This window comes from Aeromonas sp. FDAARGOS 1408 (genome assembly GCF_019048665.1).
In the GTDB taxonomy this organism is placed as follows: domain Bacteria; phylum Pseudomonadota; class Gammaproteobacteria; order Enterobacterales; family Aeromonadaceae; genus Aeromonas; species Aeromonas dhakensis.
Window position 1 is genome coordinate 488022 of record NZ_CP077394.1, and the last position, 15019, is coordinate 503040.

The window sequence follows — 15019 nt, forward strand, 5'->3', positions numbered from 1 at the left end:
GGCATGCCGGGGCGTTTTTTATGTGCCTGAGCGGGATTACTGAATGCTCTTGCCGGCACGCACATCCTTGATGAAGCCTTTCAGGCTGGTCAGATCACGGGGGGCACCGCGCAGGATCTGATCGCCGATGATGAAGGCCGGGGTGCCAGAGATGCTCATGGCTTCGGCCAGCGCCCGGTTGGTGCCTAGATTCTGATCGATGCTGCCATCCTTGATCTTGGCTTCAACCTTGCTCCAGTTGACGCCAGCTGCTTCCGCCAGCTGCTTCACCTGTGCTTCGTCGGCCAGCGGGCCCTGATGGGCGTACAGCTTCTCGTGGAAGGCCTGGTACTTGTCGGGCTGACCCAGCTGTACCGCCAGGGCGGCGCGAGCGGCGAAGTAGGAGGTCTCGCTCAGGATCGGGAACTGCTTGTAGATGTAGCGAATGTCCTTGTCTTCCGCCAGCAGCTGCTTGATCAGCGGGTGGGCGCGTTTGCAGTAGCCGCAGTTGTAGTCGAAGAATTCGACCACGGTCAGGCTGCCCTTGGGATTGCCGGTTTCCGGGTCCTGGTTGCTATAGAGCTGCTTGGCATGTGCCTTGATCAAGGTCTTGTCGCTCTCGGCCTGCTGGCTCTCCTGCTTAGCGCGCAGGGCGTTGGACATCTCGACCAGGATCTCCGGGTTCTTGACCAGATAGTCGCGCACTATCTGTTCCACGTCGCTCTTGGTCAGTTCGCTCGCCTGAACCGGCGCCGCAAGCAGGGTGGCACCCGTCAGGGCACAAAGCAGGGCATGTTTGATTTTCATAAGTCCATCTTGCTGGGGATTTCGGGATGCTGACTATAGTGGGTGAGTCTGTTTTCAAGTCAAGTTATCTGGTTGAAAAAGCGCTGGTTATGCTCAAATTGACGGCTTTGTGCGTCATTTAGCCCAATAAATCGGCAAACGAGCGTCGAGGGGATTTACAAGGGCAATCGCCATGGGTAATATTCGCCGCACTGTCGCGGAGGGGTGGCAGAGCGGCTGAATGCACCGGTCTTGAAAACCGGCGATGGGCGACCATCCGTGGGTTCAAATCCCACCTCCTCCGCCATTTATTGAGCCAAAAAGGCCATCCGAAAGGATGGCCTTTTTGCTATTCAAATCCCCGCTGTCATTCCGCCTCTGACTGGGCAAGCCATCTTTATTCACGTTTTTCAGGCCGTTGGCCAAGGCTGACGCTTGCGATTTTCCTGCCTGTTTGCTCGCGTTCATTGCGAGACTATCACCGGGCAACCAGCGTCTTGATCGTCTCCGTTGGCCCTGATATTCGCACAGTTCGGTGGGGATCCCGTCTCGCTGGCTCATCCGCCACAACTTGGACTCCTTCTGCAGCTTGATGCAGGAAGCGTAGAGGACTGTTGGTCCGCCGGTGAGAGGTCAGCCATGACGAATGTTGCAATGATTAACATCCGTAGGAGTCATGACTGGTCGCTGGTGGAACAATCTTGTTCTTCTGTAGCATTTCATTACAAAAATTACGGTTCGATAGCATAAAGTGTGGGGCAGTTCTGATTTTCCTGTGTGCCGGGGTGTGTCATCTATTGACGCTTGTTAACATTCAGTATGTTTCCATGTTTGGCCACCTTATCTTGTGCATGATCCTCATACCCCGGAAATGAATACCCTGCACGCGCTGGAGCTTATCGGTCAGTTCGAGACGGCGGCTGACGAGCGCGCCATCGTGACCCTGCTGCGCGAACTGAGCGGCCGCATGGGATTCGACTATTTTCGCCTTGCCCTGATCTTCCCCAGCACCATCCAGCGTCCGGACGTCATCATCTTCAACGGTTGCCCACAGGCCTGGGTGGATACCTACACCGGCAGCGGCTTCTTTGCCATCGACCCCATCGTCAAGTGCGCCATGACCAGAAGCACGCCCATTCTCTGGGCCGATGTGGTGAACGATGATGAGCGTTGTAATGAACAGGGCCGGGAGGTGATGCAGCTGGCCAGCGAGTACGGCATTCGCGACGGTATCACCCTGCCCTGGCACGGTGCCAACGGCCATGTCGGCCTGCTCTCCTTTATTACCAGTACGCCTCGTACCAGCCAGCAATGGCTCTCTGCGGTGCCCTTTATCAGCTGGCTCTCCATGCATATCTTTGAGGCGGTGGCCCGGGTCTGTCTGGCGGGGCAGTCACCGCACGATGCGTTGAGTTTGCGGGAGCTGGAGGTGTGTCGCTGGGCGGCGGAGGGCAAGCAGGTGAGCGATATTGCCCAGATCCTCGGGATCACGCCCCGTACCGTGACGTTTCATCTGAACAATGTGGTCAACAAGCTGGGGGCGAGCAGCAAGAGCCAGGCCATCTCATGGGCATTGAAACAGGGGATGGTCAGGTTGAACGTGGAGATGGCGCTGGTGGCCAATGTGGATGAGGAGCAGTGATTCTGTTTGTGGCAAGCAACTCGTTGCGTAGATGGCAAGATGTTCCACTGCATGTGCAAGAATTTATGGTGCAATAACCTGCTGGTTGCAACTTTTTGCGCCACGCATCAGGCCGGCTTGCTTGATTGTTAGTTAATGCTTTGAAAAATATGGATAAAAAAGAGTGGCATGGTCGCTGCTAACTGGTTCGGTCGAGTGTCATTACCGTTCAACCAATCAGGAGCATACTCATGCCAACTCCATGTTATATCAGCATCGAAGGTAAAACCCAGGGCAATATCACCGCCGGTGCCTTCACTTCCGATTCCGTCGGCAACATCTTCGTGCAGGGCCACGAAGACGAGATGCTGGTACAAGAGTTCCAGCACGTCGTCACCGTACCGACCGATCCGCAATCCGGTCAGCCTGCTGGTCAGCGTGTCCACAAGCCGTTCAAGTTCACCGTGGCCCTGAACAAAGCCGTGCCGCTGATGTACAACTCCCTGGCCTCCGGCGAGATGCTGCCGAAAGTGACCCTGAAGTGGTACCGCACCTCCGTCGAGGGCAAGCAGGAGCACTTCTTCTCTACCGTGCTGACCGATGCCACCATCGTCGACATCGACTGCCAGATGCCGCACTGCCAGGATCCGGCAAAGTCTGACTTCACCCAGCTGATCCAGGTCTCTCTGGCCTATCGCAAGATTGACTGGGAGCACACTGTTGCCGGTACTTCCGGTGCGGATGACTGGCGCGCACCGATCGAGGCCTAATTCTCGATCTCTGATTGCCGTTATTCCTTGTAGTGCACCCCATGGCCTGGTGATGGCAGTGTCAGCTGTCGTCAGGCCAGTGCAAGCTTTCTCCGACCCGTTCAGCTGGATGCGGTCGGAGCTTTTGTGTTTTGCCATATGGCTGCGAGCCGACCTTATTGCAAAGCACAACAGAGGCCAGTCATCATGTGTTCCACCATTGCATCGTCCGGTGACATGCTCACCGATCAGGATGGGATTCCCCCATCGACAGTTGCCAGAATCGATGGCAAGCCGCTGGCCCCTTACGATAAATCCGACAATTCCCTCCGTCCGCACAGCATCTCTGGTCGCCTGCGTACTTTACGGTGTGGCGGCCACCCCATCACTGTGACTGGCACCGTCATTGGCGTGGTGATTGGCTCGGGCAGCGGACAGGCAGGTTAAGGAGCGCTTCATGGCAGACAGCACAGGATTACAATTTACCGTCAAGGTGGGGGCCCTGCCCGAGAGCACCTTCGTGGTGGCGGAGTTTGCACTGGATGAGGCGCTCAACCGCCCGTTCAACCTGCGCCTGGAGCTGGCAAGCGCCCAGCCCGACATCGACTTTGGCGCCGTGCTGGACCAGCCGTGCGAGTTGCTGGTGTGGTACAACGGCGAGCCGCAGCGGCGGGTGTGCGGGGTGGTCAGTGACTTCGCGCAGGGTGACAGCGGTTTTCGCCGGACCCGCTATCAGCTTCTGGTGCAGCCGGCGCTGTGGCGGCTGTCACTTCGCCAGAACTCCCGCATCTTCCAGGCGCAAAAGCCCGATGAAATCCTCAGCATCCTGTTGCAAGAGCACGGCATCACCGACTATGCGTTTGCGCTGAAAAACGAGCACGCCAAGAGGGAATACTGCGTTCAGTATCGGGAGAGCGATCTCGATTTCGTGAACCGCCTCGCTGCCGAAGAGGGGATGTTCTACTTCCACGAGTTTGAAGCGGGCAAGCACCGCATCGTGTTTGCCGACGACGCAGCCGCCCTGACCGCCGGCCCCGAGCTCTTCTTCAACCTCGGTAACCGCTCGCTGGAGCAAGGCCCCTATGTGCGCCAGTTCCACTACCGGGAGGTGGTACGCCCCTCGGATGTGGAGCTCAAGGACTACAGCTTCAAGACCCCCGCCTACGGTCTCTCCCACAAGAAACAGGGCGCAGAGCTCGAGCATCAGCGCGACACCTACCAGCACTTCGATTTTCCAGGTCGCTATAAAGAAGACCCGAGCGGCAAGGCCTTTGCCCAGCACAGGCTCGATGCGCTGCGCAACGATGCGGTGGCGGGCCAGGCTAAGTCCAACTGCGCCGCCTTGCAGCCGGGGCAGACGTTTTCCCTCACCGAACACCCCAACGGCAGCCTCAACACCGATTGGCAAATCGTGCGCATCCAGCACACCGGCTTGCAGCCGCAGGCGCTGGAAGAGGAGGGGGGCAGCGGCCCCACCGTCTACCACAACGAGTTCGGGGTGGTGAAAGCCAGCACCACCTGGCGAGCGCGCATCGGCAGCCCGGAAGCACCCCACAAGCCGATGGTGGATGGCCCGCAAATCGCCATGGTGGTGGGCCCCGAAGGGGAGGAGATTTACTGCGACGAGCACGGCCGGGTCAAGCTGCAGTTCCCGTGGGACCGCTACGGGTCGAGCAACGACCAGAGCTCCTGCTGGGTGCGAGTATCGCAAGGTTGGGCGGGTGGTCAATACGGCATGATGGCCATCCCGCGCATCGGCCACGAGGTTATCGTGAGTTTCCTTGAAGGGGACCCGGATCAGCCCATCGTGACGGGTCGCACCTATCACGCCACCAACCGGCCGCCGTATGAGTTACCGGCCAACAAGACCCGCACCGTGCTGCGTACCGAGACCCACCAGGGTGAGGGTTTCAACGAACTGCGCTTTGAGGACCTGGCGGGGCAGGAAGAGGTTTACATCCACGGCCAGAAAGACCTGAATGTGCTTATCGAGAACGACGCGGCCTGGCATATCAAACACGACGAGCATCGTGACATCGACAATGAGCGGGTGACCCGCATCAAGGCCAACGACCACCTGACGGTGGAGGGTGAGAAGCGCGACCAGATAAAGGCCGACTACTCACTGACGGTCGATGCCAGCCTGCACCAGAAGTTGGGGCAGTCCCTGCTGGTGGAGGCGGGCTCCGAGGTACACCACAAGGCGGGCATGAAGATAGTGATGGAGGCAGGGGCCGAGCTCACCCTCAAGGTGGGCGGCAGCTTTGTGAAGCTCGATGCCAGCGGCGTTACCCTCAGTGGCGGCTCCATCAAGATGAACTCGGGCGGCAGTCCGGGTTCAGGTTCCGGCTGGGATGGCAAGGCTCCCGTTCTACCAGGTAATGTCGAGGTGCCAACACCACCACCAGCAACGTTACCAGCCCCGGCCATCCACAAGAGCATGGAGTCCATGGCGCCGCTGGCCAAGCCTTGTCCAGCAGCCCCGCCACCTGTGCCCCCTCCGCCTGCCGGGGGGCCACCGGCTCCACCGCCCGCTCCACCCCAGCTTTCCGGAGGCCCAATGGTGCCACCGCCGCCGCCACCTGTTGCGGTCAAAGGGGAAGGCAAAAAGCCGGCAAAGAAGTGGGCGACGGTAGAGATATCCAAAGCGGATGAAGCACTCAGATACTATTCGGCGCAGGGGTACACATTGCTCAATAACTATTTGCGTGATCGCCCCTACAAGCAGCGAGAGGCCATCGATACCCTGCTTAGTCGCAGCTATTTGAATGATGAGCCGACATCTACGGGTGAATTTGATAAGGCAATGAAGGCCTATGTTGCCGATGTGGAGGCTGGTCTGGCCAAATTGCCGGCCTCACCTGAGTTGTCTTTCGTCTACCGGGGGCTGGCGCTGGACAAGCCGGAGCTTGCAGCCCTGAAAGAGCAGTTCACCGGGGTGGGCAATATCGTTGTTGAGCCAGGATTCATGAGTACCTCACCGGACAAGGCCTGGGTCAACGATACCTTGTTGAAGATCCGCTTGCCTGCCGGTCATGGTGGCCGTCTGCTGGGAGACGCTGCGCACTTCAAGGGCGAAGCTGAGATGCTGTTTCCGACGCAGACCAGGCTAAGGGTCGATCGAGTAGTTTCCTCCACGAGCGGTGATTTCGATACCTTGCTCAATACGATCCCAACCTCTGACAATGCATCGGATAACCGCAGCAGGATCAAGCGACTGATTGAGGTTTCCGTATTATGACGTTATTTGATTGGCTCGCTGGCGAGCAAGCGGGTGAGAGGTATGCCGTCATCGATGGAGCCCAGGCAGAGTCAGCCGTGGCGGATTTCTATACCTATGATGGAGAGAATGCCAATCCACTTTTTGCCGGTACCGCTTTCGATGAGCACTCTGCGTTGGGGCCTTGGTTGCTGCCTGCCCCTTCCACTGAGTTCATGATGGCCAATCCCGCTCTGAGCGGCTTCTACCTGATCAGCGACCAATCAGTGGAGCTGATCCGCCGCCATTGGCAGAGTCTGATAGAAGCGATACGCGAGGGAGAAGCAGTCTGGTTTCGTTTCTCTGACCCACGCATTTTCCTGCCCATGCTCAGCGCCATGACCCCTGATGAACGCGATAGTGTGCTGGGGCCCTGTTCCGGGCTCTGGATCCATGGCAAGGCCTTCGCTCGCACGCCTCATGCCCGGTTCCAACCCGCATTGCAAACCCCCTGGTTTCATATCCGGCCTCATCATCTGGCTGGACTCTACGACGAGAACCGTCATGCCTACATCTTGCGGCGGCGGTTATGGCAGACCATGACGGCTATGATGGAGCGCCATCCTGACCCGGCCGGGACCATTTTACCCACACTCAAACTGGCCAATCAGGATGGGCTGCAAGAGGATGTGCTCGATGGTGTGGTGGCTGGCGCCTTGGCCTTGCAGGCCAATCTGGCTCTTGAAGAGATACGGGGGCCATTGATGCTGACCGACGATGAACTGGTTCAGGTAGCCAACTGGCTGAACAAACATCACGAATTGACAGGAGCATCCTGATGGCGGCAGATCCCCACTGTATCCCTTGCGAACGTTATGATAACTGGGTAGAGGTAGACATTCGCGATGAGCACAACCGTTCGTTCAAGGGGCTCAAGGCCACTTTGACTGACGAAACCGGCAAGTCAGAGACAGTCACCCTGAAGGATGGACCCACTCTGGTGCGAGGTTTTGCAGTTGGTCCGGTGACAGTAAAAATCGAGACGCCAGCTTGGCTCAAGGCGGCGCAGTCCCGTGAGGCCCTCAAGGAGGGTGAGACTACACAGGTACCCGCCTATACAGACAAGTTATTCGGGCACTGCGACGTCAAACGAGAGCATATCAAGGTGACCACCGGTGACCTTTGTCTCACCGAGCCAGAACAGCCACTGCCGAAAGGGCATCAGTCAGGACAAGCCCAGCCTCCCCGTTTTTTCACCAAGCACTCCTACGTGATTGAGGTGAAGGGGTATCGGCTGAATATCCTGCGTATCGGTGTGTTCTTTGATGGCACGGCCAACAACACCTTCAAGCACAGGGAAGGGAAAAGTGCATTGGAGACAGCCTTGGCGCAATGCAGCCCGGAAGAGCAACAAGTATTGCTGGAACAGTGTTTTGAAGGGGCGTTACCTGATGGCTTGAATAACAGCGAGAAAAACGACGTCACCAATGTTGGCAAAGCTCATGACTTGTATCTTCCCCCAAGCAAACGCTCTCCTATCGTGAAGGTTTATGTTGAGGGGATAGGCACGACCCAAGGTGAGGATGATACCAGCTTGGGTCTTGGTGCGGATAAAGGTAATACCTCCAGCGCCTCACGTGTCGAACAGGCTTGTCGTACTCAGATTGTTGCGGAGATAAAAGAACAACTTGAAAGCATATTGCCCACTATTGAGTGCATTCATAAGGTCGAGTTCGATGTGTTTGGCTTTAGCCGGGGCGCCTCTGCTGCTCGCCAGTTTGTAAACCGTATCGATAAGAAAGGGGACCACCCACTGGTGGAGGCCATGGCTGCTGACCCCGATATTCCCTTGAAGGCGGGCTTTGACTGGGCCAGTCGCGATGATGTGCGTATTCAGTTTGTCGGGTTGTTTGATACCGTGGTCAGTTCCTATCTGTGGGGTAAACGTAATGTGACGCTGGCCCCTGACTGTGCCGAGCGGGTGGTGCATATCGTGGCGGCTGATGAGTGGCGTTATCACTTTGACTTGACCCGTATCACTGACGATGCAGCAGGCACCGCGATTGCGGACGGTTTTACCGAGGTCATTATTCCTGGCGCTCACTCCGATATTGGTGGAGGCTATTACAGCCGCTGGAGCCTGCGTGATCCTAATGCGGTATCCCCGTTAATTACAGAAAAGTGTGTGATCGCAACTTTCAATTCCGATGCGATGCCATACGTCAATCCAACCGATGCCCAATCATATCGAGATGCCCTTGCCTATGCCAAAATGCGGGCTGGACAAGGCTGGGGCAAAGGCGTTGTGTCCCTAGCTAGCCATCGTGATACAACTCAACTTGGCTATTTGAATGTGCGTCCTAGGCCACTGGGGCCGATCACGGGCAGTCAATCAGGGGGCCATAGGAACATCTGCGTCGATGTGGTGCTGCACCGGGTGGTGGAGGGGGAATATTCACGTATACCGCTGCACATGATGGTAGAAGCGGCGCGGGATGCAGGTGTGCCTTTTAAGACGTGGATATCACAAGGTGACAATGCCTACCGTTTGGATAGCGCACTTTCGTATCCCACAGTGAACTTGGCCAAACTCGATGAGCTATGGGTTGATGTGGCCAAACGGCGCGGAGAGGTGATCAACTTGGCTCGTAGTTTACCTGGCGAGCTGTACCAAAAGTTGCGGCTAAGTTATTTGCACTACAGCGCTGACACTGGACTGGTAAACACACCCAACAGGGTTGGTGACAAAGAAATCCGTAAGCTGACTGGCAATGATAAGGGAGGTTATTAATGCGCTGGATACTCTTACTGCTGCTGTTGCCATTAGTCGCAGCCTGTCAAGCAGCTCCCACAGGCCCCAAACAACTGGACTGGCGCCATATGGTAGGATCCAATGCTGATGAAATATGGGTGACGGAGGTGCTTTTTTATCGTCAGGGACAATTGGTAGATGCCTCAACCAACGGATCGTCGAGTCGCGTTGATGCAGAATCACTTCGTGCAAGGGACTATCGCTGGTTGATAACTGCTGGTCGCCGAGATATTCACCCCGCCCCCGATCGGGTAGAAGTGGAGTGGATTTCATTCCACGATAAAAAGCGCTATCGCATTAGCCTGGCCTTGCCAGCAGAGCTGGAACGCATGATTGCGCAACCTTATCGCATCAAAGTGAGGGATGAGTCGCGTGAAGTACGCCGAGATAACATTGGCTTAGGTATGGCCACCGGTGGTTATGTGGAGGCGTTTTTAACCAACGCCAAAGTGAAGCCTGATATCTTGCTGGCCAGGGGGATTGCTAACGAAATTCAAACCTCGCAAGACAAGGAAAATCCTGTCACCAAAGTATACAAAGAGTGGTTTGACGATTTTGATAAAGCATACGGTGATGCCTATCAACAGTATCCTACCCCCAGTGGTATGGACTGGGCACCTATCATGGATGCCTATCGTACCGCCCAACCCAAGACGGATACCGACCCAGTAAGGTAATACCATGGAGGTTGAAAGTGCCGGCTAAGGGTACCAAGCCAACATCACCAGATATCTTCCCGCGACAGCTCACGCCAGAGGAGATTGAAGCGCTTCGCCAAGACATGCGCCGCCGATATATTGACAATATGAAGGTGCTCGAGAGCATGAGTCTCTTCCATCTAGAGCAGGAAGTACCAACAAAAAGATGAAATATATCGTTGTATTGTTGTGGTTCTGCCTGTCATTGATGACCAATGCGGCGCCACAACCTTTGCCTAAATTTGCTTGGCGTTATGGTTCGGGCAGCAATATAGACCTTACTAAGAACACCAAGACGGAGTTCTATCTTGGAGGGAAACTGGTTTATGCCGACAGCTTGGCTGGAGGCGGGGCTGGAGGTTTATTTACCGACAGAATCAAGGGACATCGTTATTATTGGGCGGGCGGTGGAGGCCTGCCTACCGATGGCGTTTCCATCCCCGATAAAGCTGTGATTGAGTTGGTTTCCTTCCATGATCGCAAGCGCTACCGCATCAAGGTGGATTTACCTACCGATCTAGAGCAAAAAATGCGTCAGGTGTATTTAGTCGAAGGACGTTACGATAGACGAAATCGCCTCTATTTTGGTTTGGCTCCTGGTGGTTATTTCGAAGTCATGTTAACCGGGGGGGGATTACAACTCAGCCCTGATCTACTGCTCGCCCGTGGTATTGCCGAAGTTGTGACCGATGATTGGTATGACCAGAAAGTACCGATAGCACGCCAATATGGTATGGATGATTTCGACAAGAAATATGGTGAGCTATTCAAGCAATACCCAGTTCCTAATGGAATGGATTGGGCTCCCATCATGGATGCCCACCGTGCAGCCCAACCCGTCACCGATGTGAATCCTGTGGCTGAATAACGATTCTGTTTCATCTTGGCCAGCGATAAAGGTGAGTTGAATTACTCAGTGGGCCAATATTTTTACACAGTGCAATACAGCCCTAATGCCCCCATCAGCTTATGCCGATGGGGGTTTTTGTTTGTCTTTCAATGGTGGCCGGGGATCAGCCCAATCAGATGCTGCAGGCTTTTTTGACGGGGATGGCGGCGGGTGGCGAGGCTGATGCGGGTGGTGAGCGGTTCGGCGGCGATGGGGTGATAGCTGACGCCGTGGGGGTGCAGCTCGCTGACCGAGCGCGGGATGATGGCGACCCCGAAGCCGGCCTGCACCATGCCGACGGTAGAGATCACCTGCGGGCTCTGGCTGCCGAGGCGGGGGCTGAAGCCGGCCCGCTGGCAGCGCTGGGTGATGGCGTCGTGCAGCCCGGGTCCGAGCTCGCGGGGGAACAGGATGAAGGGATCCTGTGCCAGCGCCTCGATGGGGATGGCGCCACTGCCGGCCAGCGGATGGTGCAGGGGGAGGGCGATCAGCATCTCCTCCTCGTCGATGAGGTGGTGGGCCAGTGCCGAGCTGCTGCTGCAGGGCAGGCGCAGGATGGCGGCATCCAGCTCCTCGCTCACTAGGTCGCGCACCAGGTTGGGCATGCTGTTCTCGATGGGGTGCAGGCTGACCTCCGGCCAGGCCTGGCGAAAGTCGTGGATGAGTTGCAACACGCTCGGGTGCAGCACGGTGGAACCGGCAAAGCCGAGGCGCAGCGAACCCAGCTGGCCGCGAGCAATGCGTCTGGCCTTCTGCATGGCCTGCTCGGTCTGCGCCAGTATCCCCTTGGCATCCTGATAGAGGCTCAGCCCCGCCTCGGTCAGCTCCACACTGCGGGTCAGCCGGTGAAACAGCGGCGTGCCCACCTCCTGTTCGAATTTGCGGATCTGCTGGCTGAGCGGCGGCTGGGCCATGCCCAGCGCCTCGGCGGCGCGGGTGAAGCTCTGTTTGTCTGCCACGGCCACCAGGTAGCGCAGGTAACGGAATTCCATATCTGGTACGTCTCGAAGCTGATGGGTTTGGATATTGGTATCAAATTGTGATCTTGGTCACTATTGAATCCTGATTTGCCAACCTAACAGGATTGGAGGTGAAATCCAAATGGAAACCAATTCATCATGTGACTGCGCCATCGAGATCAGCCAGCAGTTTGCTCGCTGGCAGGCTCGCCAGGGGGGCGGCGAGGTCTACCAGAGTTCCCTGATGAGCGCACTGCTGGCGGGGGTTTATGAGGGGGAGACCACCATGGCCGACCTGTTGCGCCACGGTGACTTCGGCCTCGGGACCTTCAACCGGCTCGACGGCGAGCTGATTGCGTTCGAGCGCCAGATCCACCAGCTCAAGGCTGACGGCTCGGCCCGTCCGGCCAAGGCCGAGCAGAAGACCCCGTTTGCGGTGATGACCCACTTTCGCCCCTGCCTGCAGCGCCGCTTCGATCATCCCCTGAGCCGCGAGGAGATCCACCAGTGGGTGGACAGGTTGGTGGGCACCGACAACGTCTTCGTCGCCTTTCGGCTCGACGGCCTGTTCGAGCAGGCGCAGGTGCGCACCGTGCCCTGCCAGCATCCCCCCTACAAGCCCATGCTGGAGGCCATCGAGGCCCAGCCACTGTTCTCGTTCAGCCAGCGGCGCGGCACCCTGGTCGGTTTTCGTTGCCCGCCCTTCGTGCAGGGGATCAATGTGGCGGGCTATCACGAGCACTTCATTACCGAGGATCGTCGGGGCGGCGGCCATATCCTCGACTACGCCATGGGCCACGGCCAGCTGCAGCTGTCGGTGGTGCAACACCTCAACATCGAGCTGCCTCGCAATCCGGCCTTTCAGCAGGCCGACCTCAATCCCGCCGATCTGGACCGCGCCATCCGCGCCGCCGAAGGCTGAGCCCTTCGCTTAACAAGGAGTGACATCATGGAAAATCAACACTGGGCCTGTGGGGCCGAACTGGTGGTGCGCCATCTGGAGGCGCAGGGGGTCAAGCAGGTATTCGGCATTCCCGGGGCCAAGATAGACAGAGTATTCGATGCGCTGGAGGACTCTTCCATCGAAACCATAGTGGTGCGTCACGAAGCGAATGCCGCTTTCATGGCTGCCGCCGTCGGCCGGCTGACCGGCAAGGCCGGAGTGGCGCTGGTGACCTCGGGCCCGGGTTGCGCCAACCTCATCACGGGCCTTGCCACCGCCACCTCGGAAGGGGATGCCATGGTGGCGCTGGGCGGTGCCGTGCGGCGGGCCGATGGCCTCAAGCTGACCCACCAGAGCCTGGATACCGTCAGCCTGTGCCGGCCGGTCACCAAGTTCAGCGCCCAGGTGGGCACCGGCTCCGCCCTCTCCGAGGTGATGGCCAACGCCTTTCGCAGCGCCGAGCTGGGGCGGCCCGGGGCGGCCTTCGTCAGCCTGCCGATGGACATCATCAACGAGCCGACCGACGGCGCCATCCTGGTGCCGAGCGCCATCCCGGAGCCGGGAGCGGCCGACGAGAGCGGCATCGATCGGGCGCTGAGCCTGCTGGCGCGGGCTCGCAAGCCGGTGGTATTGCTCGGCCTGCTGGCCAGCCGGCCGGAGAACTCTCTCGCGGTGCGCGCCTTCCTCGACAAGAGCCGGTTGCCGGTGACCGGTACCTATCAGGCGGCGGGGGTGGTGGATACCCACCATTTCGATGACTTCGCCGGACGGGTGGGGCTGTTCAACAACCAGCCGGGGGACAAGCTGCTGCAGGATGCGGATCTGGTGATCTGCATCGGCTACAGCCCCATCGAATACGATCCCGTGTTGTGGAACGACACCGGCGAGCGCCAGTTGCTGCACATCGATGCGCTGCCGGCGGAGATCGACAGCAGCTACTGCCCGGCGGTGGAGCTGGTGGGCTCCATCAGCGCCAACCTGGCGCGGCTGACCCGGATGCTGCATCAGCCGCTGGCGCGGGACCCGGCCATTACTGCCCTACTCGGCGAGATCCGCGCCCAGCGCCATCAACTCGCCGAACATGCCGGCCGGCTGGGGGGCACCCCCATCCATCCGCTGCGCATCGTCAAGGAGCTGCAGGACATCATCGGGCAGGACATGACCCTGTGCGTGGACATGGGCAGCTTCCACATCTGGATTGCCCGCTACCTCTACAGCTTCCGGGCCCGCCAGGTGCTCATCTCCAACGGTCAGCAGACCATGGGGGTGGCGCTGCCCTGGGCCATCGGGGCTGCCATGGTGCGCCCGGGGGAGAAGATCATCTCGGTGTCCGGTGACGGCAGCTTCATGCAGTCGAGCATGGAGCTGGAGACCGCGGTGCGGCTCAAGTCCAACATAGTGCACATCATCTGGGTCGATAACGGCTACAACATGGTGGCGATGCAGGAGGAGAAAAAGTACAACCGCAGCTCAGGGGTGAGTTTCGGCCCCATCAACTTCAAGGCCTATGCCGAGTCGTTCGGGGCGGCCGGGTTTGCCGTCACCTGTGCCGAGGATCTGCGGGCGACCCTGCGCGCCGCCATGGCGGTGAGCGGGCCGGCGGTGGTGGCCATCCCGGTGGATTACAGCGACAACCACCTGCTGATGGAGCAGCTCAGGCCCGAAATGCTCAGTTAAGTTGGAGCTTAACCGGCAGACTGCTTGCAGTTCGCCTCAAAGCAGAGCGCCCCTTGCCAATTGGCAAGGGGCGCTCTGTCATTGCGAGAGGGCTATTTACTCAGGGCATGGGTGAGGAGGGGGGCAGCACCATGGGGCCGGCCACCGCACAGGCAGCCTCGTCACCGCGCAGCACCCGCACCAGCTCGAGGGCGAACTCGATGGCGGTGCCCGGTCCCTGGCTGGTGATGAGGTGATGGGCCTGGTCGGTCACCACCCGCGCGTGACTGAGCTGCGCCGCGGGCAGGCGGGCCTGAAAGCCGGGATGGCAGGTGGCGCGGGCTTCCCCCAGCAGATCGTGGTGCAGCAGCACCACGGCGGGGGCGGCGCAGATGGCTGCCCGCCAGCGCTGCGCTGCCACCTGCGCCTTGAGCAGGGCGATGGCGCGCGGCGTATCGCGGATAACCTCGCTGCCGGGCAGGCCACCCGGCACCACTATGGCCTCGAACTCCTGATCCGCCAGCTCGTCGAGGTGGCAATCCGCCACCAGCTGTACCCCGCGGGAGGCCCTGATCTGGCGCTGCCCGGCGGGGCAGCAGGAGGCCAGCACCACCTCGATGGCCCCGCGTACCAGGGTATCGACGATGGCGACCGTCTCTATCTCTTCCGACCCGGGGGCCACCAGTACCAGTACGCTCATCCGTTGCTCCTTGCATTGGCGAGCCCGA

13 protein-coding genes, 1 tRNA gene and 1 pseudogene are annotated in these 15019 nt (G+C 58.8%); 12 read left to right on the forward strand and 3 right to left on the reverse strand.

What is annotated here, in order from left to right:
* Positions 1–36 precede the first annotated feature (36 nt).
* Positions 37–786 carry a DsbA family protein gene (locus tag I6L38_RS02540; RefSeq protein ID WP_043171086.1) on the reverse strand — a complete coding sequence of 250 codons (750 nt, stop codon included), beginning with the start codon at positions 784–786 and terminating at the stop codon, positions 37–39.
* A 198-nt stretch (positions 787–984) separates the two neighbouring features.
* On the opposite strand from I6L38_RS02540, the gene I6L38_RS02545 reads away from it, so the two are divergent.
* The 10 genes and pseudogenes from I6L38_RS02545 (at position 985) to I6L38_RS02580 (ending at position 10712) form a co-directional block, all read left to right on the forward strand.
* Positions 985–1072: transfer RNA gene (locus tag I6L38_RS02545), tRNA-Ser, on the forward strand.
* A 564-nt stretch (positions 1073–1636) separates the two neighbouring features.
* Positions 1637–2407 carry a LuxR family transcriptional regulator gene (locus tag I6L38_RS02550; RefSeq protein WP_042009218.1) on the forward strand — a complete coding sequence of 257 codons (771 nt, stop codon included), beginning with the start codon at positions 1637–1639 and terminating at the stop codon, positions 2405–2407.
* Positions 2408–2637: 230 nt separating this feature from the next.
* Positions 2638–3156 carry a type VI secretion system effector Hcp1 gene (gene hcp1, locus I6L38_RS02555; protein ID WP_010634822.1) on the forward strand — a complete coding sequence of 173 codons (519 nt, stop codon included), beginning with the start codon at positions 2638–2640 and terminating at the stop codon, positions 3154–3156.
* Positions 3157–3342: 186 nt separating this feature from the next.
* Positions 3343–3582 (forward strand): hypothetical protein, encoded by a 240-nt coding sequence (locus tag I6L38_RS22560; protein WP_226009464.1) that lies wholly within the window; start codon positions 3343–3345, stop codon positions 3580–3582.
* Positions 3583–3592: 10 nt separating this feature from the next.
* Positions 3593–5524, forward strand: a pseudogene (locus I6L38_RS02560) (type VI secretion system tip protein VgrG); the annotation flags it as partial.
* Between the two features lie 171 nt (positions 5525–5695).
* Positions 5696–6376 (forward strand): ADP-ribosyltransferase, encoded by a 681-nt coding sequence (locus I6L38_RS22565; protein WP_226014520.1) that lies wholly within the window; start codon positions 5696–5698, stop codon positions 6374–6376.
* Positions 6373–7173 carry a DUF4123 domain-containing protein gene (locus I6L38_RS02565; RefSeq protein ID WP_043171088.1) on the forward strand — a complete coding sequence of 267 codons (801 nt, stop codon included), beginning with the start codon at positions 6373–6375 and terminating at the stop codon, positions 7171–7173. Before I6L38_RS22565 ends, I6L38_RS02565 begins: the two co-directional genes overlap by 4 nt.
* The gene (locus tag I6L38_RS02570; protein WP_043171089.1) at positions 7173–9125 is read left to right on the forward strand and encodes a DUF2235 domain-containing protein; all 1953 of its coding nucleotides are present in this window, start codon (positions 7173–7175) and stop codon (positions 9123–9125) included. Before I6L38_RS02565 ends, I6L38_RS02570 begins: the two co-directional genes overlap by 1 nt.
* Positions 9125–9823 (forward strand): DUF2931 family protein, encoded by a 699-nt coding sequence (locus I6L38_RS02575; RefSeq protein ID WP_043171090.1) that lies wholly within the window; start codon positions 9125–9127, stop codon positions 9821–9823. Before I6L38_RS02570 ends, I6L38_RS02575 begins: the two co-directional genes overlap by 1 nt.
* 187 nt (positions 9824–10010) lie before the next feature.
* A complete protein-coding gene (locus I6L38_RS02580; RefSeq protein ID WP_043171091.1) occupies positions 10011–10712 on the forward strand; it encodes a DUF2931 family protein in 702 nt (233 codons plus the stop codon).
* A gap of 128 nt (positions 10713–10840) precedes the next feature.
* Here the strand turns inward: I6L38_RS02580 and I6L38_RS02585 are convergent, their stop codons facing one another.
* Positions 10841–11725, reverse strand: a complete 885-nt coding sequence (locus tag I6L38_RS02585) for a LysR family transcriptional regulator (RefSeq protein ID WP_065018142.1) — start codon at positions 11723–11725, stop codon at positions 10841–10843.
* Positions 11726–11834: 109 nt separating this feature from the next.
* Here I6L38_RS02585 and budA point away from each other — a divergent pair, with 109 nt between their 5' ends.
* Entirely contained in the window at positions 11835–12614 is a 780-nt protein-coding gene (gene budA, locus I6L38_RS02590; RefSeq protein ID WP_043171093.1) for an acetolactate decarboxylase, read from the forward strand.
* A 27-nt stretch (positions 12615–12641) separates the two neighbouring features.
* Positions 12642–14312 carry an acetolactate synthase AlsS gene (gene alsS / locus I6L38_RS02595; protein ID WP_216989123.1) on the forward strand — a complete coding sequence of 557 codons (1671 nt, stop codon included), beginning with the start codon at positions 12642–12644 and terminating at the stop codon, positions 14310–14312.
* Between the two features lie 100 nt (positions 14313–14412).
* On the opposite strand, the gene I6L38_RS02600 is transcribed toward alsS, so the two are convergent.
* A complete protein-coding gene (locus tag I6L38_RS02600) occupies positions 14413–14991 on the reverse strand; it encodes a DJ-1 family glyoxalase III (RefSeq protein WP_043171096.1) in 579 nt (192 codons plus the stop codon).
* Positions 14992–15019 lie beyond the last annotated feature (28 nt).